Source organism: Bacillus sp. LBA3-1-1.1, from assembly GCF_040676495.1.
GTDB lineage: Bacteria > Bacillota > Bacilli > Bacillales > Bacillaceae_G > Bacillus_A > Bacillus_A nitratireducens.
The window spans coordinates 23,863-44,175 of sequence record NZ_JBEGIB010000005.1 but is presented as its reverse complement, the minus strand read 5'-3'; the positions used below and the strand labels follow the sequence as shown (position 1 = coordinate 44,175).

Annotated in this window: 17 protein-coding genes and 2 pseudogenes; 10 read left to right on the top strand and 9 right to left on the bottom strand. The window is 34.9% G+C overall.

What is annotated here, in order from left to right; translation table 11 throughout:
- Positions 1 to 347 precede the first annotated feature (347 nt).
- The 3 genes and pseudogenes from MRBLBA3_RS06005 to MRBLBA3_RS20090 form a co-directional block, all read right to left on the bottom strand.
- Positions 348 to 635 carry a hypothetical protein gene (locus MRBLBA3_RS06005; RefSeq protein WP_000471248.1) on the bottom strand — a complete coding sequence of 96 codons (288 nt, stop codon included), beginning with the start codon at positions 633 to 635 and terminating at the stop codon, positions 348 to 350.
- Between the two features lie 250 nt (positions 636 to 885).
- Positions 886 to 1,698, bottom strand: a complete 813-nt coding sequence (locus MRBLBA3_RS06000) for an undecaprenyl-diphosphate phosphatase (protein ID WP_363380208.1) — start codon at positions 1,696 to 1,698, stop codon at positions 886 to 888.
- 146 nt (positions 1,699 to 1,844) lie between these two features.
- Positions 1,845 to 2,333: pseudogene (locus tag MRBLBA3_RS20090) on the bottom strand (methyl-accepting chemotaxis protein); the annotation flags it as partial.
- 662 nt (positions 2,334 to 2,995) lie between these two features.
- Here MRBLBA3_RS20090 and MRBLBA3_RS05990 point away from each other — a divergent pair.
- The 5 genes from MRBLBA3_RS05990 to MRBLBA3_RS05970 all read left to right on the top strand — a co-directional run bounded on the left by MRBLBA3_RS05990 (position 2,996) and on the right by MRBLBA3_RS05970 (position 7,061).
- Positions 2,996 to 4,246 carry a 3D domain-containing protein gene (locus tag MRBLBA3_RS05990; RefSeq protein ID WP_001105808.1) on the top strand — a complete coding sequence of 417 codons (1,251 nt, stop codon included), beginning with the start codon at positions 2,996 to 2,998 and terminating at the stop codon, positions 4,244 to 4,246.
- Between the two features lie 104 nt (positions 4,247 to 4,350).
- Positions 4,351 to 4,578, top strand: a complete 228-nt coding sequence (locus MRBLBA3_RS05985) for a helix-turn-helix transcriptional regulator (RefSeq protein ID WP_080018149.1) — start codon at positions 4,351 to 4,353, stop codon at positions 4,576 to 4,578.
- A complete protein-coding gene (locus tag MRBLBA3_RS05980; protein ID WP_001079698.1) occupies positions 4,571 to 5,044 on the top strand; it encodes a hypothetical protein in 474 nt (157 codons plus the stop codon). Before MRBLBA3_RS05985 ends, MRBLBA3_RS05980 begins: the two co-directional genes overlap by 8 nt.
- A 118-nt stretch (positions 5,045 to 5,162) precedes the next feature.
- Positions 5,163 to 5,795, top strand: coding sequence for a class A sortase (locus MRBLBA3_RS05975; protein WP_001041713.1), 633 nt, complete (start codon positions 5,163 to 5,165; stop codon positions 5,793 to 5,795).
- 144 nt (positions 5,796 to 5,939) lie between these two features.
- Positions 5,940 to 7,061: a YHYH domain-containing protein gene (locus tag MRBLBA3_RS05970; RefSeq protein ID WP_363380201.1), complete on the top strand. Its 1,122-nt coding sequence runs from the start codon at positions 5,940 to 5,942 to the stop codon at positions 7,059 to 7,061.
- 30 nt (positions 7,062 to 7,091) lie between these two features.
- On the opposite strand, the gene MRBLBA3_RS05965 is transcribed toward MRBLBA3_RS05970, so the two are convergent.
- Positions 7,092 to 8,477 carry a peptide MFS transporter gene (locus MRBLBA3_RS05965; protein ID WP_000446268.1) on the bottom strand — a complete coding sequence of 462 codons (1,386 nt, stop codon included), beginning with the start codon at positions 8,475 to 8,477 and terminating at the stop codon, positions 7,092 to 7,094.
- Between the two features lie 252 nt (positions 8,478 to 8,729).
- On the opposite strand from MRBLBA3_RS05965, the gene brnQ1 reads away from it, so the two are divergent.
- Positions 8,730 to 10,031: a branched-chain amino acid transport system II carrier protein BrnQ1 gene (gene brnQ1 / locus MRBLBA3_RS05960; RefSeq protein ID WP_000771666.1), complete on the top strand. Its 1,302-nt coding sequence runs from the start codon at positions 8,730 to 8,732 to the stop codon at positions 10,029 to 10,031.
- Between the two features lie 138 nt (positions 10,032 to 10,169).
- Positions 10,170 to 11,885 (top strand): DUF2339 domain-containing protein, encoded by a 1,716-nt coding sequence (locus MRBLBA3_RS05955; protein ID WP_044738623.1) that lies wholly within the window; start codon positions 10,170 to 10,172, stop codon positions 11,883 to 11,885.
- A gap of 35 nt (positions 11,886 to 11,920) precedes the next feature.
- Here the strand turns inward: MRBLBA3_RS05955 and MRBLBA3_RS05950 are convergent, their stop codons facing one another.
- A complete protein-coding gene (locus MRBLBA3_RS05950; RefSeq protein WP_363380196.1) occupies positions 11,921 to 13,468 on the bottom strand; it encodes a DNA-binding protein in 1,548 nt (515 codons plus the stop codon).
- A 173-nt stretch (positions 13,469 to 13,641) separates the two neighbouring features.
- The gene (locus MRBLBA3_RS05945; protein ID WP_001187983.1) at positions 13,642 to 15,033 is read right to left on the bottom strand and encodes an amino acid permease; all 1,392 of its coding nucleotides are present in this window, start codon (positions 15,031 to 15,033) and stop codon (positions 13,642 to 13,644) included.
- Between the two features lie 280 nt (positions 15,034 to 15,313).
- Here MRBLBA3_RS05945 and MRBLBA3_RS05940 point away from each other — a divergent pair, with 280 nt between their 5' ends.
- The 3 genes from MRBLBA3_RS05940 (at position 15,314) to MRBLBA3_RS05930 (ending at position 17,468) form a co-directional block, all read left to right on the top strand.
- Positions 15,314 to 16,606 (top strand): NCS2 family permease, encoded by a 1,293-nt coding sequence (locus MRBLBA3_RS05940; protein WP_044738621.1) that lies wholly within the window; start codon positions 15,314 to 15,316, stop codon positions 16,604 to 16,606.
- A 228-nt stretch (positions 16,607 to 16,834) separates the two neighbouring features.
- Positions 16,835 to 17,035, top strand: a complete 201-nt coding sequence (locus MRBLBA3_RS05935) for a helix-turn-helix transcriptional regulator (protein WP_000301182.1) — start codon at positions 16,835 to 16,837, stop codon at positions 17,033 to 17,035.
- A gap of 4 nt (positions 17,036 to 17,039) precedes the next feature.
- Entirely contained in the window at positions 17,040 to 17,468 is a 429-nt protein-coding gene (locus MRBLBA3_RS05930; RefSeq protein ID WP_044738620.1) for a hypothetical protein, read from the top strand.
- 39 nt (positions 17,469 to 17,507) lie between these two features.
- Here MRBLBA3_RS05930 and MRBLBA3_RS05925 read toward each other — a convergent pair.
- The 3 genes and pseudogenes from MRBLBA3_RS05925 to MRBLBA3_RS05915 all read right to left on the bottom strand — a co-directional run bounded on the left by MRBLBA3_RS05925 (position 17,508) and on the right by MRBLBA3_RS05915 (position 20,100).
- A pseudogene (locus MRBLBA3_RS05925) lies at positions 17,508 to 17,946 on the bottom strand (GNAT family N-acetyltransferase).
- A 14-nt stretch (positions 17,947 to 17,960) separates the two neighbouring features.
- Positions 17,961 to 18,218, bottom strand: coding sequence for a DUF4022 family protein (locus tag MRBLBA3_RS05920; RefSeq protein ID WP_000926992.1), 258 nt, complete (start codon positions 18,216 to 18,218; stop codon positions 17,961 to 17,963).
- A gap of 52 nt (positions 18,219 to 18,270) precedes the next feature.
- A complete protein-coding gene (locus tag MRBLBA3_RS05915) occupies positions 18,271 to 20,100 on the bottom strand; it encodes a monovalent cation:proton antiporter family protein (protein WP_363380190.1) in 1,830 nt (609 codons plus the stop codon).
- Positions 20,101 to 20,313: the final 213 nt, after the last annotated feature.

Genomic DNA, 20,313 nt, shown 5'->3' with positions numbered 1-20,313 from the left:
CAGTGAAAATACGTCTATCATTATAGCGCTAAAATGATTTTGTAACAAAGTTAAAATGTTTCTAAATGGGGAAAAATACAAATTATACTTATATTAAGTTATGCTGAATATAATATAGTTATATTATGATGATATGAGTTGAGGGAGGGTACATGATATACATTATGAGCTTTTTTCGGCATATTACAACTTTTGAAAGCGCGTGGCGTTTTCAGGAGGGAGAACAGATTTTTGTTCATGATGATAATACAAAACGAAATTTTATTATTATTCGCTTGTATTGTCAGGAAAAGAAAGTTTATGCATAAGGAAAAACCTCTTACTGTACGAGGGCAGTAAGAGGTTTTTTATTGCATATAGACAGCATTGGATTTTGAAGAAAGGATATAATTTTGTATTTGGTGTTTCCACGTTTCATCATTCTTTCTTTGAGAAAGCCATTCGTGATAATCTTGTTGAGTTTTCCATAGCATGCGAACCATATATTCAGCTCTATTATTTATACGATGCATCTGTGAAAATTCTATGTTAATAAAGCCTTGTGTTTCATATGATGGAGAATGCTGTTTAAGTGAGTGAAATAGTTCATTTTCATATCCATATTTAATATGAATAAGTTTAGTAACGATAAACATACGAACACCTCTTTTTCGATAGTAGTAAAGAAATGGGAGAAGTTTTACCCTGCAAAATCTCGATTGGTGAGGGCTAAATAAAGGTTCACTTTATTTTCTTTAGAGTAAGAAAAAGTAACGGTAATAATTTATATTATACTATTCAGAAAATTCAAAGTAAATAACAAAGGGTATTCGAAATTGAAATGTAAAAAAGTAAGCCATCCTATTTGAATAGGATGGCTTACTTTAAAAGATGTTAACGGTCACTTTATAAGAAAATGATAGTTAGTACACCTACGATAATACAGTAGAAAGAGAAATATTTTAAATTTCCTTTTGCCATAATGTTCATAAACCATTTTAATGAAATATATGTCATGATGAATGTTGCGATGAAAGCAACAATATAAGGTACAAATAATGTATCTAAATTTGGATCGTTTGCAATGTCTGTAATACTTAACAATAAACCACCTAAGCTAACAGGAATGTATAGTAAGAATGAGAAGCGAAGAGCTGTTTCTTGCTTCATACCAAGTAACATTGCTGCGACGATTGTTGCACCTGATCGGCTTATTCCAGGAATTAGTGCGCAAGCTTGTGCTAATCCGATGATAATTGCATCTTTCATAGAAAGATCGCCATCATTTTTACGTCCACGTAAGTTTCTAATAATCCAAAGGCCGACAGCAGTAATAAGAAGGGAAATCCCAACCATTTTAACACCTTTTAAATATTGGTCGATATAATCTTTAAATAAAACTCCAATTACACCTGCTGGAATCGTTGCAATAACAAGGTAAATAATAAAGAAGAAATCTGATTTTGCATCTTCTGCTCTTGTAAATATATAAGATAGACCATTCTTTGTTAGACGAATTAAGTCTTTTCTATAAATAAGTAATACAGCTAATAATGAAGCTGTATTAACAAGTAGCTCAAAGCTAAACCCTTCTATTTTTAGTCCTAGCAAATGCTGTGCTAAAACGAGGTGACCGCTTGAAGAAATCGGAATTGGTTCTGTTAGTCCTTGGAATAGACCAAGAATTAAATATTTCAAAATGTAATAAAATTGTTCCATAACATCCTCCTTGTGTATTAGTCGAAAGAAATAACTTTTCTATTATAACAAAAGAGAGAGCGAATATTGAGAAGAAAATAATATTCGAAATATAATAAAAATCCCCTATTATGTCATAGGGGATTTTTCACATCACTGAGAAACTACTATTTCTTGAATACTTTTGATAATTGGACATCGACTTTTTCAGCATCATTAATATGATTCATAATAGTAGTATTTAAATTTCGGAACATTTGTTGTGTGTTTGCAAATTCGCGTAATATATCATCGTTACAAGATTTTTGGTTTTCGATAGCTTTAATAACATTTGTAGCGCCACTTTGTAATGTTTGAATCATCATTAAAATATTTTCAATTCTAGCGTTAGTATCAGCGCTCATTTCTACACCTTCATCAACTAAATGTAAATTATCTTTTGTATTTTCATATGCTTTTTCAATTTCTTCTTGAATTTTTTTCGTTAAGTTCCCGATGTTTTTTGTACTTTCAGCTGTGCTTTCTGCTAGTTTTCTTACTTCATTAGCAACAACAGCGAATCCTTTACCGTGTTCTCCAGCACGTGCAGCTTCAATACTTGCATTTAACGCTAGTAAATTTGTTTGTGCTGCAATGTTTTGAATCACTTCTACAATTTGTTCAATTTCTTTAGAGCGTTCGCTTAAATGATTGATACTATTAGAAGTACGTTGAGACTGTTCGCCTAATTTATTAATTACAATGAGTAAGCGATGAACGGATTCTTTTCCTTCGTTAGAGCAATCGATAATTTCTTCAATAGATTGAATTAAGTTTTGCTCTTTTTGTAGCATTTCGTCATTTAATTCGTTGGAATGTGTAGTACGCATAGAAACATTTTCAAAGCATGCGTTCAATTGTTGAATTAAGTTTTGGAGTGTATGATGTTGGTTATTTACAAGTTCATGCTCTTGCATAACGTTTTTTACACGATTATGGATAGAAGATATAATTTCTTGTTTTTCCACATCTTTTTGTTTTAATTCTGTTTCTAGTTCATGTATATGAGTTTCTAGTTGATCAATTTTATGTTGGAGTGATTTCTTTTGAGTAAACATTTTATCTAATTCAACCGCCTTTAGGATTTTTAATTTTTCTATATTTGGATTTTAGCATTTTTTGTAATTTTTAAATATAGTAATTTTTAAATATTTAAGAATCTATTACATTTTATTCATAATTCTCATTTTTTTGTCATGAAAAATAAACTGTATTTAATGGTTTTGTAAACAAACTGTAAAATAAATCATGTATAACTGTATAAGAAGGGAGTCGGATTATGAACTATTTTAAGCGAATCAGTAGTCTAGTATTAGCAGGAATTATCGGTCTTTCTAGTACAGTCGCTGTAAAAGCAGAGTCAAACGACGAGAAACTTAACAACATGCAACAGCAATTGCAACAAAACGATGCAGAAATGCAGAAGAAAGAGCAAGAGAAGCAAGCTGTTAGTAAAGAAATTAAAGGTATCGAAAACGAACTACATAATTTAAATAATACAATTGCAAAAAATAAAGAGGATCAAGCTGCTATTCAACGAAAAATCGATGAAACACATAAGCAGATTGAACAAAAAAAAGCAGATATTATCGTTTTAGAAGATAAAGTCCTTGCTCGTAAGGATATTATGAAAAAGCGTATGGTTTCTGTTCAAAATAGCTCAAATACGAGTTTAGTAGTAGAAGTTGTTGTAGAATCAAAAAACTTTGCTGATTTCATACAACGTATGAACGCGGTATCTACAATTTTAGATGCAGATAAAGAAATTTTACGTCTACAAGAACAAGATCTTCGTCAAATTGAAGAAGATAAAAAAGCGATTGACGAAAAAGAAGCATCTTTAGTAGTAGATAAGCAAAAATTAGCAAAAGCACAAGCTGATTTGCAAGATAACTTGAAAAAACGTCAAGATAACTTACAAACGGTTCAAGCTAAATATAATGCGATTGCAAACCAAATTAATTTGGCAGCAGAAGAAAAAGCAAAAGTTGAAGCAAATATGAAAGCGGTACAAGAAACAATTGCTCGTGAACAAGAAGCAGCAAGAATTGCAGCAGAAGAGCGCGCAAAAGCTGAAGCAGCTGCAAAGGCTGAGCAAGAAGAGTTAGCAAAAGCGAAGGCAGCAGCAGCTAAGCAAAAAGAAGAACAGGCAGCTAAGCCGGCAGAGCCTGTAGCTAAAGATACAACACCAGCTAAGCCGGATCCAAAACCAGCTCAAGGTGGAAAAGAATTTTATGTAACAGCAACTGCTTATACAGCTGATCCATCTGAAAATGGCTATAAACCAGGTGAAACTGTAAAATCTAAGTTAGGACATAATTTGACTGCAAATCCAAACATGAAACTAATTGCTGTAGATCCAGCTGTGATTCCATTAGGTTCTACTGTGTATGTAGAAGGCTATGGAACAGCGATTGCTGGAGATACTGGTAGTGCGATTAAAGGTCATATAATTGATTTATTAATGCCGGATTCAGCTACAGCTAATAATTGGGGCAGAAGAAGTGTTAAAGTTACAATTTTAAACTAAAACGAAATCCAACTTTACAATACGTAAAGTTGGATTTTTTTTGTCAAAATAATGTTAAGTTGGGTTTACATTTTGTTAAGTTTAGCATACAATGATGGTAAGAGGTGGTAAATTTGTCCATTTGCAATAAGGTAAAGGAATTAAGAGCTCGCTTTAATTTTTCGCAAAGTGTATTAGCAGAAAAGGTTGGAGTGACGAGGCAAACAATCGCGGCAATCGAAAAAGGAGATTATGTTCCTTCATTGTTACTAGCATTGACGATTTGTGATGTATTCGAGTTAAAGATGGAAGATGTGTTCGTTTTAAATAAGGAGGGAGAAGAGGATGAATAGAATTGGTTTTTCTTATATCGTAAATGTACTTTATACTGCGTTAGCATGCTGGACATTTGTTGAACTTTATAGTGCTACTACAGAGCTAGCAGATATAATTAAAAATGAGAGGGTGCCATTTGAAATATGGTTTAATGGTATACCAATTGTGCTATTATTCATTGGTGGCATCATAATTACAATTTTTTATAGAATTCAAAAGAAAAAATACAAGAATTTATCCTTTTGGATGTATCCATTATTATTTCCACTAGAAGATGAACGTGAAAAAGCGATTACGGAGAAAGCTTGTCGAACAACTTTTGTTTCGTTATGGTATGTGTTACCTTGTGCAGTTGGATTTTTAACTCTTTCGCCTATTATTAATGAATATCTTCCTGGATACCCGCTGTATATTATATTTTCCATTTTCTTTATTCAAATGACAGTCTTCCACGTATCCCTATATAGAAATAAATTGGCTTGAAAAGAACCCTTCTTGCAATTAGCAAGAAGGGTTCTTTTTCAGCTTATACTTGTACATATAGCAATATTGTCTTATCATTTTATATAGAGTAAGATTTTGTAACGGAAAGGAATTGTATATGAATAAGCAAAGAATTTATAGTATAGTAGCAATCCTTCTATTTGTTGTAGGTGGTGTATTAATCGGAAAACCATTTTATGATGGATATAAGGCAGAGAAGAAACAGACAGCCAATGTACAAGCTGTTCAAAAGATGGAATATGAAAAGCATGACACAGAATTTGTAGATGCTTCAAAAATTAATCAACCAGACTTGGCAGAAGTGGCGAGTGCATCGTTAGATAAAAAACAAGTAATCGGCCGTATTTCAATTCCGAGCATCTCATTAGAACTTCCTGTGTTAAAAGCGTCGACTGAAAAGAATTTATTATCAGGTGCGGCAACTGTAAGAGAAAATCAAGTAATGGGACAGGGGAATTATGCGCTTGCAGGGCATAATATGTCAAAAAAAGGTGTTTTATTTAGTGATGTATCAACTTTAAAGAAGAACGATAAAATTTATTTGTATGACAATGCAAATGAGTATGAGTATACTGTTACAGGTGTGTCTGAAGTGACTCCTGATAAGTGGGAAGTTGTAGAGGATCATGGGAAAAATGAGATAACACTTATTACATGTGTATCTGTTAAGGATAATTCTAAGCGTTTTGTTATTACGGGTGATCTAGTAGGAACAAAGGCGAAGAAATAAAGAAAAAAGAAGGTTCACTCTTTAAAGAGTGAACCTTCTTTTTTATCCAATGTTTAGAAATAAAAGAATATTTTAGTTGGTATTTAAGTATTTTTCTATTTTTGTATAATAAAGTAATGATTCTAGATTTTGGGAGGAACAAAAGTGAAACAGCAAGTAAAAAAACTTCTTTTAACAACAAGTGTAGCGTTATTGGTAGCACCAATTTCTGCTTATGCACATCCAGGGCGTACAGATGCTAACGGTGGACATACGTGTCGTACAAATTGTGAAAAATGGGGATTGCAGTACGGGGAATATCATTATCACAATAAACCAGCTTCTAGTAGTGGTGCAACGAGTCCAGCTCCTAGCCAAAATAATAATGGTGCTGTAGAAGCTGAAAGACAAGCAGAAGCGCAGCGCAATGCTGAGGCTGAAAAACAACGTGCTGCAGAAGCCCAGCGTAAAGCAGAGGAAGAGAGACAACGTGCTGCAGAAGAACAACGTAAAGCAGAGGAAGAGAGACAACGTGTAGCAGAAGAGCAAAGAAAAGCAGAAGAGGCACGTAGGCAAGAGGAAGTCCAGCGTCAAGCTGACATGGAAAAAGGGCAGCTTGAAGGTCAAAAAAGTGGAGAGGCTGATTTTAAAGCAGGGAAAAATAATGCGGAAGGGCATTTAACTGGAAAATCTGATACATATAAACAAGCATTTACAACTGCTTATACTGCAGCTTGGTCTTTAGAAGAGCAGAAAAAAATGCATTCTGAAAAAGGAAAAGAGCAAGGGTTAGCACAAGAGACAATGGACGATAGTCAAATTAATCCTGAGTTTAAGGTGAACTTTGCGGAAGGTTTCCAAGTAGGTAATAAAGAGAGAACCGAAAAGATTGAAAAAGAACAAGTGGAACTTGGTGAAAAGGCGGGTAAAGAATTAGCTGAAAAGAAACCTGGAAATACTGAAAAGGATGTATATGTGAAAGCATATGAAACCGCGTATGAAAAGGGATATAAGTCTGCTAAAAAGGGAGCGGAAAAAGCTGGATATACATATGCATTTGAAAACTATGACTTAAAAGTTCCTGCTAAGTATGAAAAGAATGAAACATTAAAGAAATGGTTTACTGAAGGGTTTAAATCAAATAAAAAGGCAGCAGAAATCCGAGAAGAAGGATATAACAAAGGAGATAGCTGGCTGTCATTTTTCTATAAAAACTTCGTGCCAAGTGAATATAAAGAGCACAAAGATCTGTATGAACAAGCAATAGAAAAGGGCGAGAAAGCATAAAAAAAGATGAGGAGAAATTCCTCATCTTTTTTAATCCATCCATTTCACTAATTTCTTAGAAATTAATAATAAAACAAAACCTAAAATAATCGCTGCAGCTCCGATTACTGTAAATACTTCAGCATATCCAAGTGAAGTTGTGAAGCTTGCAAGTTGTCCGCCTATAATGTTGGCGATTCCCGAGCTTGCTAGCCATACTCCCATTAATAAAGAAGCAAGTTTTACTGGAGCAAGTGCGCTAACCATTGATAGTCCAACAGGTGATAAGAATAGCTCACCTAACGTATGGAAAAGATACGTAAAGACGATAAATAGTAAGTTTGCTTTTTCTGTAATATTATGTTCATCACTACCTGTTTTTAATGTAGCGATAACGAGAATGATATAACCGATACCGAGTAGGATCATACCAAGTCCCATTTTTGTTGGGATTTTCATGTCACCATTTTTTCTAGTTGCAAGTTTTGCCCATAATGCTGAAATGACTGGAGCAAGTAAAATAATAAATAACGGATTGACCGATTGGAACCAAGATGTTGGAACTTCCCATCCGAACACAGAGCGGTCTACAAATTTGTTTGTATACAATGTTAACGAACTACCAGCTTGTTCAAAGCCAGCCCAGAAGAAGACAACAAAGCATGTTAAAATGACGATAACTGCGGTACGTTGTTTTTCTTTTTTTGTTAACGGTGTATCTCCTACTGTCTGTTGTCCAGCAGCCGTTTGCAAATCGCGAGATGGTTTTTTACCGATATCACCAAGGAAGCGATTAGATAGTGTTGTAAATAAAATTTGTCCAATAATCATTCCGATTGAAGCAGCTAAGAAACCGTAACGGAATCCGTAATGTACAACGCCATCAACTGTTGTTTTGAATAAATTTTCTGATAAAAATCCACAAACGAGTGGAGCTAAAAATGAACCGACGTTAATACCCATATAGAAAATTGTAAATGCACTATCACGTTTTGGATCGTTCTCTTCGTATAATTCTCCAACAAGTGTAGAGATATTTGGTTTGAAGAATCCATTACCGATAATAATAAGCGCTAATCCGAGGTATAGACCGACTTGGTTTTGCAAGGCGAATAGTGTAAGGTTACCGAGCGCCATTGTGATACCACCAATTGTGATGGCTTTTCGTCTACCTAGAAAACGGTCTGTTAAGTATCCACCGATTAATGGTGTGAAATAACAAGCGCCAGTATAAAACCCGTAAATAGAGAGTGCCCAAGCGGGACTAAACCCAAGACCACCACTTACTAAAGCTGTTGTTAAATATAATGTTAATAATCCTCGTAATCCGTAGTAACTAAATCTTTCCCACATTTCTGTAAAGAAGAGCAAGTATAAACCGGGAGGATGTTTCTTTTTTCTTTGTTGTTCTCTTTCTAGTTGTATCGTTGATTCCATGTTATTTTCCTCCTGACACAAACAAAAACAAAGTTAATAATTTTGTACATTTAATATTTTACCTTATTAACTATTATAAGTCAATAAAGGTTGATTTTTCAGAAGAAATTGGAAAAGAGAGATAGCTATAGAATGGGTGTTTCTTTTGTGATAGACTATGGACTATGTTTTCTTTGTAAGGAAGCGGGTTATTGCACTTTTTTATATGTGAAATTGATTTCATAAAAGATGAAATTAAAGAAGGAGAAAGAAATGAAATTGTTACAGAAAAAAGAAATTTTACTGATTAGCCTTATGTTATTCTCGATGTTCTTTGGAGCGGGGAATCTTATATTCCCACCTTTCCTTGGGTATGAAGCAGGAGAACATGTGTGGATTTCATTAGTAGGATTTATTATATCAGCAACAGGTCTTCCTATATTGGGTGTTATCGCTATTGCGAAAGCGGGAAGCTTTCAAACATTAGCGGGTAGAGTTCATCCTTCATTCGCCATTATTTTTCCGTGTATCGTGTATTTATTTATTGGACCAGGTCTTGGTATACCACGTGCAGGAAGTTTAGCTTTTGAAATGGGACCAGGTCAGTTGTTCCCACAAGCAGGTAGCTTAGTTTTGTTATGTTACACGGCTATTTTCTTTAGTATTGTTTACTGGTTAAGTTTATCCCCGTCTAAATTAATGGGCTTGTTCGGAAAAGTATTGACTCCGTTATTATTATGTATGATTGCACTTATTTTTATAAAGAGTATGTTTACAACGGTAGGAGATGTGAAAGAGCCAATAGGGAACTATGGACAAGCTCCGATGTTCCAAGGGTTTTTAGACGGATATTTAACGATGGATGCGTTAGCAGCTTTAATATTTGGGATTGTTATTGCAAATGCTTTGCGTGCAAAAGGTATTGAAGATGATAAAGGTTTAGCTAAATATATGAGTATTGCTGGAATTGGGGCAGGACTATTACTATCTATTATTTATGTCATCCTTGGATATGTTGGTTCAATTAGTGGTTCATTAGGCACATTTGATAACGGTGCGAAAGTGTTAGCACAAGTTATGACGACATTATTTGGACAAGGCGGATTAGTATTATTAGGCCTTATTTTTACTATCGCATGTTTATGTGTTTCAATTGGACTGGTTACGTCTTGTAGTCAGTTTTTTGCAAGTGTATTTCCGAAAGTGTCTTATAAATCTTGGGCATTTATATTAAGTTTTGTGAGTATGATTTTAGCTAATTTAGGATTAACGCAAATTTTAAAAGTATCAGTACCGATTCTTGGATTTATTTATCCAGTTGCATTAACACTTATTATTTTAGGGTTATTCCATAAGTATATTGGAAAGTATGTATACGTATATTCGGTCACGATTGGAATCGTAGCGTTATTTAGTGCGATTGATGTTTTAAACAAAAGTGTACTGATGAATAAGTGGACACCACTATTAAAAATTCTTCCGTTTTATACAGAAGGTGTAGGTTGGATCGTTCCGGCATTTGTAGGTGCCTGCCTCGGTATGATCGCTAGTATTACTATAAATAAGAAGAAATAAGTAAGAGGTGTTTTCCTATTTCGGAAAACACCTTTCTTTTTTTGGAAAAATGGTATCGAACATGAATAGACTAATAGTATGATAAGGATAATTGGTAATATATAGGTTTAATAACGATCGGTAATGAGGGGGGAGCGTATGAAGGGAGATTTAAATAAGAAAATAGAAGCACTCGAAACGGCAATTGAAACGATGCAAGAGACACTTTATGATTTGAAAGCGAAGCAAAGGGAAATTGAAAAGGTTCAACAAAATGTTAATAAGGAAAAGAAAGAATACATTGAGGCGGTAAGTAATAAAAAGTTACAAGAAGATGTAGTTAAGACGAGTGAGTCCATACAAGAGCCAGAGGTGAAACAAGTAGATATATCTGCATTTAAGCCAGAACCATTTAATATTATAAAGTTTTGTCAAACATGGTTACCACGCATATTTGTCGGTATTATGCTACTTGGCGTTATTTGGTTATTTAAAGCAGGAGTAGATGCTGGATTATTAACACCAGCGATACGGGTTGTGTTTGGTATAGTACTATCTGCCGGTTTGTATTACGTAGGAGATATACAAATTAAAAGAGAGCGGCAAGCGTTAGGGCTAGTATTAGCTGGAGGAAGTATTACGGGAATTGTTTTAACAACGTTTGCGGCACATTATTTATATGAGTTTATTCCTGCAAGTATTGCGTTTATCTGTAATATTGTATGGGTTATTTTAGGGATTTATTTAGCGAAAAGATATAAATCGGAATACCTCGCTATTTTCGTGGCGGTTGGAGCATTTTTTGTTCCTTTCTTGTTAAATAGTACGACTCCTAATACGTATATTTTCTTTAGTTATGAGACGATATTAACAATTAGCCTATTATGGTATGCATTGAGAAACCGTTATAAGTACTTGTATATGATTTCTTATGTTGTTGCGGCAATTGTCCTATTTGTCTTCTTTGTTGTTATGTCAATATTGGTAGAGAATGTGCAAGTACAGTTAACGGTTGTATACGGTATAATTCATTTGCTGTTATTTTGGCATATGCTTTCGGAGAGGAATTTTATACAAGAAGCACGATTGGCGATATTTAGTGCAAATGCAGTTTTCTTTATTTTAGCCATCTCCCAAATTCCTGAATTTACAACGTGGGGATTAGTTATAAGTGCATTTGTGCATGCTGTTATGTTCGTACTTGAATATAGGAAGAATAAACATTCTGTATTTACAAATCTAATATTTGGCTTTGCAATGGGGTCATTTAGTTTAGCGATTTTATACGAGTATAGTTTGGTGAATGCAGCGATCGTATTATTGTTACAAGGTTTCCTCGGTATGGTTACTGCTATTAAAGTAAAGCAAAATATTAAACTGTATGTAAGTGCAACGATTTATGCGATTGGAATGGTACAGACGATTTTTAGCCCGTTTGATGAGTTCATTTCAGCAGGGTTTGTCGCTCATATTATTTTAATAGGAACGTTCTATTATTGCATGATACAAGCAAAAGAAGTGTTAGCGAGTTTAGGTAAATATGTTTATTCTATAGCGCTCTACTCGTTAATGGTTATTGTATTTATTACAATTACTAGGATCGGTGAAGTTCTTTCTACAGATGGAAGTATAATTAGCGTATCTGTATCGTTATTATGGATGGTATATGCTTTATTTGCAGTTTGGTTTGGCCGTTATAGACAGATGAACGAAATATTATATGCTGGCCTAGTCGTATTAGTAGTAACAGTAGGGAAGTTATTCCTTCTCGATCTACCAGAGGTGTCGATGATGATCAGGGCGGTGTTATTCTTAATCGTTGGTAGTATAGGTATCGTTATTTCAAGAATGTTTTTCTCAAAAGAAGAGAAGTGAAAAGAAGGCAATCCATATCCGGATTGCCTTTTTCATTATTTTTTATTAATCGTTACAGTTTCACTATATTTCGCTGTTGTGTTTTGACGTAGACGAAGTGTTGCCTGTCCAGTTGTATTTGGATCAAGTTGTACGTTCACAATTTTTTCAGCAGATCCTTGGTTATTTGTTATGAAAGAGAATGTACTGCTATATCCGAAAGAAGATGGCCAAGTGCCATTTGTATTTTGAACTTTTGCTACCTGTGTTCCGCCAGTTGTGAAGATACCTAAAGAATAATTATTGTACGTTGTATTTGGTAATAAGTTATTTACTTGAATCTTCATTTGGAACACTTCATTGTTTGGTAGAATGCTAGGGTGCGTAATTACGTAATCACTCGTTGTCACTGCACCGTTATAGCCGTATGAACCTGGTTTGAAAGTATTTGTATTGAACCACTGGTAACCTTGACTTGGTGCGCTCCAAGGTTCTGGTTGTGGTTCTGTTGATAATCTTGGTTGTTCAAATGTTTGTAGAGCTGTAGGTGTATCAAGCTGTAAACCACTCACTTGATCTAAGCTTGTAAATGTTTCTTGCTTCGCTAACCAATTCACGATGTTTTCTAATAGAACAGCATCGTTTTCTTCTTTATAACCATCATAAGTTTTCTTTGATTGACCTGAATCTTCACGAACATATTTTGGCGAGGCATCTTCAACAGGAGAAGAATCACCAATAAAGGCTGCTTTCCCAAGGCCAACTTTCGAAATAGCAGCATAAGGCCCTTCTGCAACGCCACCACCGTTATAAACGCCGCTATCAACAGCGTTATTCCATTTTGATGGATTTTCTGGAAGATATACAAGGCCTTTCGCTAGTTTTGGATTTGTAATCGCAAGAGTAGAGCCGGCATGCATTGCTACAGATGAAACGCCAGTTGTAATTCCGAATGATTGCGCGGGTGAGACAATATTTTTAGCTGAAACATCACCAAGTGCATTGTAACGGAAGCGAATACCGAAATTATCGGATAGCCAATCAGAGCTTTCTACTCCTTGCATAGCTTGTGAAGTTGTTTCTTCATTAGACATTCCCTTTGCTGGATTATCCCATGCCCCGCGTCTATATCCATTAAACACTTCTGAGGAGTCCCAGCGGTTTTTATTACGATCTGCATTATAATGATCGGCAATGAAGAAAATACTGCCGCCATTTTTCACGTATTGTAACATTGCGTCTTGTTCAGATTTTTTGTAAGGAATATTTGCCTCTGGAACGATAAACACGTTGTAATTTTTTAAGTCGTCGTATGTAATAGGTGTTGATTTACGAAGTTCTTTTACATAATATCCATTTTGGGCAATACCGTTTCCGAAATCAGAAAAACCGCCATCAATAACCCAGTCAGCTGTCCCAGCTGTTTGACCGTGCGTATTATCAAATAATACTTTCTTCCCATTGTTTTGGTTTACAACTTTTGCAGCGATTTCAGGAGCTGGGTCTACGGAGCTTTCGGCATAAGTAGACGGAATATAGGAACTCCCTATACTAAGTGTGATTGCTGTTGCTAAAGAAAATTGAATCCATTTTTTATTCTTCATAGAAGAATCCCCCTAATAATAAATATACGTGCTTTAATAATGTAATCTATTTTTTTTAGGAAATAAAGATAGAAAATATTAAATAGTGTAAAGATAACGTTAATTTAATTGAGAAATATTTATGTGAATAATGAAAAAATCTCTCCCTAGTAAATTAGGAAGAGATCGTGGACTTAACTAATTTTTGAATTAGATGATTCATCAATCTTATGAAAACCTTTCATATAATACACGATAGCCAAGCCGATAAGCCAAATTGGGCCGACGATTAATGCGATTCGTGTATCTTCTGAATAGGCCATTATACCTAGTACAAGTACAAGGAAGCCGAGTGAGAAATATGAACTTAATGGGTGTAAAGGCATTTTATATGCTAGCTTATCTTTTTTATTAGTCTGTAATCCTTTACGGAATTTAATTTGCGCGACTAATATAATTCCCCAAGTCCAAATTGCACCGAAAGTTGAAATACTAGTTAGCCATGTAAACACTTTTGCAGGAACAAGATAGTTTAATATAACGCCAACGAGTAAAACGATCGCTGTTGCTACAATTCCTTGACTGGGAATACCGTTTTTATTTAAACGACCGAATCTTTCGGGTGCTTTCTTTTGTTGTGCTAATGTAAATAGCATACGGCCTGTACTAAATAAACCACCGTTACAAGAAGAAAGAGCTGCTGTTAAAACAACAAAGTTAATAATGCCCGCTGCCTTTGCGATACCGATTTGCTGGAACGTTAGTACGAAGGGACTTCCTTTTTCACCAAGTTCGTTCCAAGGATAAATTGCCATCATAACGAATAGAGCTCCAACGTAGAATAATAAAATTCTCCAAAATACGTTATCAATTGCTTTTGCGAGTGTCTTTTTCGGATTTTGAGCCTCACCAGCTGTAACCCCGATAAGTTCGACTCCTAAATAAGCGAATAATACCATTTGTAAGGAAAGCAATAATCCAGAGAATCCATTTGGGAACCAGCCCCCATGTTCCCAAAGATTTGAAATACCAGTTGCAACGCCGCCATTTCCAAATCCGAATAAGATAATACCAGCGCCGACTACTATCATACAGATAATTGTGACGATTTTAATGAGAGCAAACCAAAACTCAAGTTCTCCAAACACCTTTACAGATAAGAAGTTGAAAGCACTCATTAATAAAAGAGCGAGTAATGCCCAAGTCCAGCGCGGGATATCTGGGAACCAGTATTGCATGTAAATTCCTGCTGCTGTAATTTCCGCCATACAAGTAACAACCCATAAAAACCAGTAATTCCAGCCTGTAATATACCCAGCTAGTGGGCTGATGTAATCATTTGCATATTTACTAAAAGAGCCAGCAACTGGTTGTTCAATTGCCATTTCTCCGAGTGCGCGCATAATGAAAAAAATAACGAGTCCGGCAATCATATAGCCTAGTAAAATGGATGGTCCAGCTAGTTTAATAGCGGAAGCTGATCCTAAAAATAGTCCAACGCCAATTGCTGAACCGAGAGACATTAAAGTAATATGGCGCTGTTTTAAACCACGGTTTAAAGTTTCAGATTTGTTTGTTTGCTGCATAAGAAGAATACCCCCTGTAGAGTGAACGATATTTGAATGCGCTCGCTAAATATTTAACTATTACAAATTATAAAACATTTCTATCTGTTATGCTACAAAAATAATCATAATGGGCTGTACTATATCTGAGCTTGTCAGACTTAAACTTAAAATTCTAACTATTAGAGAATATATTGACTCTTCTTTTTATTGATTGTTAAGATTAAGTATTATATTTTCTCACATACTAGTAAGAAAAGAATATGTGATAATAATTCAGATGTAGGAAGGGTACATAACCATGTTTCAATTACAAAAATATAACACTTCTGTGAAGCAAGAGCTTTTAGCTGGCATCACAACTTTTTTTACATTTGCGTATATTCTTGTCATCAATCCGAAAATATTATCTGATGCAGGTGTACCATTTGATCAAGCTTTTACGGCAACTATTATTGCGACTGTTGTAGGGACGCTATGTATGGCGTTTTTAGCTAACTATCCAATTGTTATTGCTCCAGCGATGGGAATGAATGCATATTTTGCTTACTCTGTTGTTCAACAGGCAGAGGGGATTACATATGTCATTGCGTTTTCAGCAGTATTTGTAACAGGTATTATTTTTCTTTTATTATCTTTCACCTCGTTTAGGCAAAAGCTAATTGTCGCAATTCCTGACAGTTTAAAACATGCAATTGCGGGTGGAATCGGATTATTTATTGCTTTTATCGGATTACGGCTTTCAGGTATTATCGTCGATCATCCATCTAACTTAGTTACAATTGGAGACTTTCATTCCCCGGCTGTTATTTTAACTTTAGTTGGTTTAGTGTTGGCGGCAGTATTAATGGTATTACGTGTTAGTGGTGCATTGTTTATTAGTATGATTGTGACAGGGGTTATTGCTTTCTTTACAGGGCAATTAAAGTTTGAAAATAACATTGTCGCAATGCCACATTTGCCAGAAGGCATCATTGTTTCAAATCCTATCAATGCATTTTCTGATGTAATTCAATACGGGTTATATGGAGTTATTTTTTCATTCTTACTTGTACTTTTATTTGATACAACAGGTGCTTTACTCGGTTTAATTAAACAAGCAGGTTTAAATACAGATAACACTGAAAAGCGCTTTGGTAAGGCGTTCATTGCGGATGCAATTGGCGGGACGACAGGTTCTATCTTTGGGACAAGCCCGACAGCAGCGACAATTGAATCGTCAGCAGGAATTGCTGCAGGTGGTAAAACTGGATTGACAGGTATTGTAGTTGTTTGTTTAACGATTATAACGGCATTCTTTAGCCCTGTTATTGCCTCTTTATCAAGTGTAGCAGCTATTACAGCTCCTTCTTTAATTATAGTAGGTAGTTTAATGGCACAAAGCATTCGGGATATTAATTGGAGTGAATTCGAAGATGCATTACCGGCATTTTTAATTTTCGTTGGTATTCCGTTAACATCTAGTATTGCGAATGGAATTGCAATCGGATTTTTAGTGTATCCAATTTTAAAAATTGCGAAGGGAAAAGGGATGGAAGTACATCCGTTACTATACTTATTTACAATTTTATTTGGATGTCATTTATTCTTATAATATAGATATAGAAAGGGGGCTTCTTATGAGAGGCCCTTTTTTGTGTATAATAAAGTGAAACTATAAACAGTGGGGCTTTTGTTCATTCCCACTGCTTATCAGCCATCAACAATAGGGAGCTTTACTGCCCACAAATAGCGGGATAAGGTAAAAATCAAATTAGTTACGTAAAGTATAAATTACTTAATGGAATATATATGTTACAATAAAGGTAGAGGAGGAACATGAATGGCTGTAAGTAAAATAAAAGTCGCGCGTGTTCAGTTAGATTTAACACAGCAACAATTAGCAGAAAAAGTAGGCGTCACAAGGCAAACGATTAGTTTAATTGAGAAGGGGAAATACAACCCGTCTTTAGATTTGTGTTTGAAAATTTGTTATGCGGTAGATAAAACATTGAATGATTTGTTTTGGGAGGAAAAGGAGTGATAGGATGAAAATCGTGAAAGATGAACGTTTAATGATTGAGGGGCTAAAACATATTAGACTAGTTTTCATCTTACAAAATATCGTCATACTAGGTATTGTTTTTTATCGCTATGTTTTGCAAGGTGCAGGATATGAAAGTGTTTCGGATTTATTAATGGTATTTATGGGTGGGATAATAGTTATTAACTTTTTAAACTTAAAAAATTCTGTGGAAGTGTATGAGCATACGGGGGGAGTATCGCGTAGTTATTTTATGAAGCTATTATTCATTCCGGTGGGTATTGTTATTGGGATTTTAGCTATTTGTATCATTGTAACACCGGATATTTCGATAAAGGAAATTAGTATAACGGGACTTATTATGTTAGTTTGCTTTTTGATTCCTAGTTTGTTTATATACATATATATGAAAAAGATAAAAAGTGAAGATTGAAATATAAGAAAGGCTTTCTCATATTAGGGAAAGCCTTTCTTATATTTCTTTATACATTACTTTATGTAGTCCAAGTGTATCAATTTCAAAGATTTCACCATGCTCATGGAAACCTAATCGTTTGTAATAGTCTGTTACAGTAATTCGCCCATTACACCATAAAGTGCTTGCACCACGTTCTTGGAGGATTTGTTCAGCTTTACGGATTAAAAAAGTAGCCAGCACGCTGGTTTCGGAAGTTAGGTAATGTTGCCATTCCTTGTAGACGATAATGGATACCAGTTTGTAAGCCTGGGTATAGTTCTTTTGAAAAGGAAGCGATACTAATAAGTTTATCGTTTAGAAACGCACCTAAGTGGAAGGAGTCTATTTCGTAGTCGGAAGGGTATTTACAATTTTTTAATGACTGATCAGGACGTAAAAATTTTTGACGTAATAAGTATGTTTCAGATGCATCAATATGTTTCACTGTAATCATAATATCGTCCTTTCTTATAAGCCCTTTTCTATAAGTTGTAAGAAGAAGTATGCGGGTGCAATGAGAAGTCCTAGTATGCTAGCAGTTCCGAGAAGGAGTGAAAGTAAGAGACAAAAGTATTTAATTCCATTCGATTTTTTCCATCCGTAGCTACAAATTTCAATGCTAATACCGATGAGAATAATGGCGACGAGTACTTCTGCTAATAATAAGAGAGCTAAAGTTGAAATAGACATAATATTATTCATCCCCATAATATGTGATAGTAACATTTTACCATATGGAAATGAAAAAATGCCCCTCAATTATGTGAGGGGCATTTTTCTATTCTAATATGCTTTTCAATGTATCGATATGTTCTTTTGAACCTGTGACCAGCAATGTATCACCGTGTTGTAGTCTCGTATCACCATGCGGTATTAATGCTTTATTACCACGGTAAATTTGAATGACGAGTACGTCGCCTAAAAACGGAAGGCGGCGTAGTGCAACACCGTTATATTTATTGCTACGTAGTTCGACTTCACGAACTGTTTCATTTGCTGTTGTAATTAAGCGAACGAGACTTGGTTTATCAATAAGTGCACGTAATAAAATACGTGTAGAGTTAATAGTCGAGAATACAGCGATATGTTCTTGAGTTGCTTTTTCTTGTAGAAGGGGATCTTCTACACTTGCGATGACGTGTTCAACACCTAATTCTTTTGCATGTTCTGCTAATAATAAGTTTTGTTCATCATCACTTGTTGCAACAACAACACGGTCTGCTTCGAAAGCTTTTTGCTCCATTAAAGATTGAATAGTAATCTCATCTAATTTTACAATAGGGAAGTCATGAGATTTCGCTTCCTCATCATTTATTTTATTTTGACGTATCATATATAGTGTTACGTCATAGTCTTCACGTTTTAAATCAAGTGATAACGGAAGGGTAATTCTGCTTGCACCAATAATAGATACTTTCGGTTTTGGTGTTTCCACTTTTGGAAAAATCTTTTTAAATAATATAGGTGCAAAAATACAAGTAATAACTGCACTTAAAATAAGAGATGCTGATAAACTTGGGCTAATGATGCCTAGCTTTTCACCGATTTGTGCAGCCGCAATAACTAAAGAAAGTGTTGATGTTAACAAAATAGCACTTCCGAGTACGATATTGCGTGGGTACCATTTTCGTAAGAGGAGTGATGGTAACAGTTTTGAGATAAAGAGCCCCACAATTAAAATTGGGATCATTAGCATGCTAGAAGGCTCTTTAAAAATAGACCATACTTCTAGATTTACACCAACCATTACGAAGAAAATAGGGATGAAGAAACCATATCCGATGGAATCAAGTTTTTCAACCATATCTTCATTTGGTGATAATAAAGATACGAGTACACCTGCTAAAAAGGCTCCCAAAATGTTTTCTGCCCCAACAGATTCAGATAATCCAACTAATATTAAGATGAGTGCGAAAACAGCTCGTGTATCAATTTGTACACTACCGGCTTTTAAGCTTTCTAGGTATGGAATATTTTTAAAGCGTCTTGCGACAAAGTAAATTACAATACCAGCGCCGAATAGAAGAAGTAGAAGCCACATACTTTGGCCACTTTCGGAATTTAACCCGACGAATACAGCGAGTAAAATCATTGTAACTAAGTCTGCGATAACAGCGACTAATAAAATGATTTGCCCGATTGCAGTCTTTCCTAAGTTATTTTCTTTTAATGTTGGTACGACAACACCTAAAGAAATAGTTGAAATAATTAAAGTCATGAACATTGCATTGTCTACAAATCCTAGCCATACGAATAGTAATGATAGGGCATAAGATAATATGAAAATAAATAAGAAGATAATGCTTGCTGCTTGGAATGTGTTTGGTTCGTTTGTCGTATTCTTTTTCCCTTTTTGTTTAAAAATCGAAAAGTCAATTTCTAACCCACTTAAAAACATTAGGAAGATAAATCCTAGTGTCGATAAGACTTGAAGCCACATATCTGGCTCAATGATGTTAAACCCACTTTTACCTACAAAGATTCCTGCGATAATTTCTGCAACAACAACAGGAAGTGCTTTTAATTTAAAGCGTTGTAACAAAAGGGGAACGAAAAACGCGATTGCGACAACAACCATAAGTGATAGAACAGAAGAATGATGTTCCACTGCGTTCTCTCCCTTCAAATAAATATAGTACCTATTTAGCCATATAATAGGTAGAAAAGCAACGCATATGGATTCGATTTCATAAAGAAAGAGTTTTCTTAACATTTGTCATAATAAGTATATTTTTCATGATTCTGTTGTAAATTCCGTAATGTGGATGCAATAGGGGAGGGGATAAAGTGAAACTTTAATCAGTGGGGGTCTTACTGCGCG

Bases quoted from the DNA above. Each gene is read 5' to 3' on its own strand.
- MRBLBA3_RS05945 (WP_001187983.1), bottom strand. From the start codon at position 15,033: ATGCAGCAAACAAACAAATCTGAAACTTTAAACCGTGGTTTAAAACAG.
- MRBLBA3_RS05980 (WP_001079698.1), top strand. From the start codon at position 4,571: ATGAATAGAATTGGTTTTTCTTATATCGTAAATGTACTTTATACTGCG.
- MRBLBA3_RS05965 (WP_000446268.1), bottom strand. From the start codon at position 8,477: ATGGAATCAACGATACAACTAGAAAGAGAACAACAAAGAAAAAAGAAA.
- MRBLBA3_RS06000 (WP_363380208.1), bottom strand. From the start codon at position 1,698: ATGGAACAATTTTATTACATTTTGAAATATTTAATTCTTGGTCTATTC.
- MRBLBA3_RS05935 (WP_000301182.1), top strand. From the start codon at position 16,835: ATGGCTGTAAGTAAAATAAAAGTCGCGCGTGTTCAGTTAGATTTAACA.
- MRBLBA3_RS05930 (WP_044738620.1), top strand. From the start codon at position 17,040: ATGAAAATCGTGAAAGATGAACGTTTAATGATTGAGGGGCTAAAACAT.
- brnQ1 (WP_000771666.1), top strand. From the start codon at position 8,730: ATGAAATTGTTACAGAAAAAAGAAATTTTACTGATTAGCCTTATGTTA.
- MRBLBA3_RS05940 (WP_044738621.1), top strand. From the start codon at position 15,314: ATGTTTCAATTACAAAAATATAACACTTCTGTGAAGCAAGAGCTTTTA.
- MRBLBA3_RS05950 (WP_363380196.1), bottom strand. From the start codon at position 13,468: ATGAAGAATAAAAAATGGATTCAATTTTCTTTAGCAACAGCAATCACA.
- MRBLBA3_RS05920 (WP_000926992.1), bottom strand. From the start codon at position 18,218: ATGTTACTATCACATATTATGGGGATGAATAATATTATGTCTATTTCA.
- MRBLBA3_RS05990 (WP_001105808.1), top strand. From the start codon at position 2,996: ATGAACTATTTTAAGCGAATCAGTAGTCTAGTATTAGCAGGAATTATC.
- MRBLBA3_RS05955 (WP_044738623.1), top strand. From the start codon at position 10,170: ATGAAGGGAGATTTAAATAAGAAAATAGAAGCACTCGAAACGGCAATT.
- MRBLBA3_RS05975 (WP_001041713.1), top strand. From the start codon at position 5,163: ATGAATAAGCAAAGAATTTATAGTATAGTAGCAATCCTTCTATTTGTT.
- MRBLBA3_RS06005 (WP_000471248.1), bottom strand. From the start codon at position 635: ATGTTTATCGTTACTAAACTTATTCATATTAAATATGGATATGAAAAT.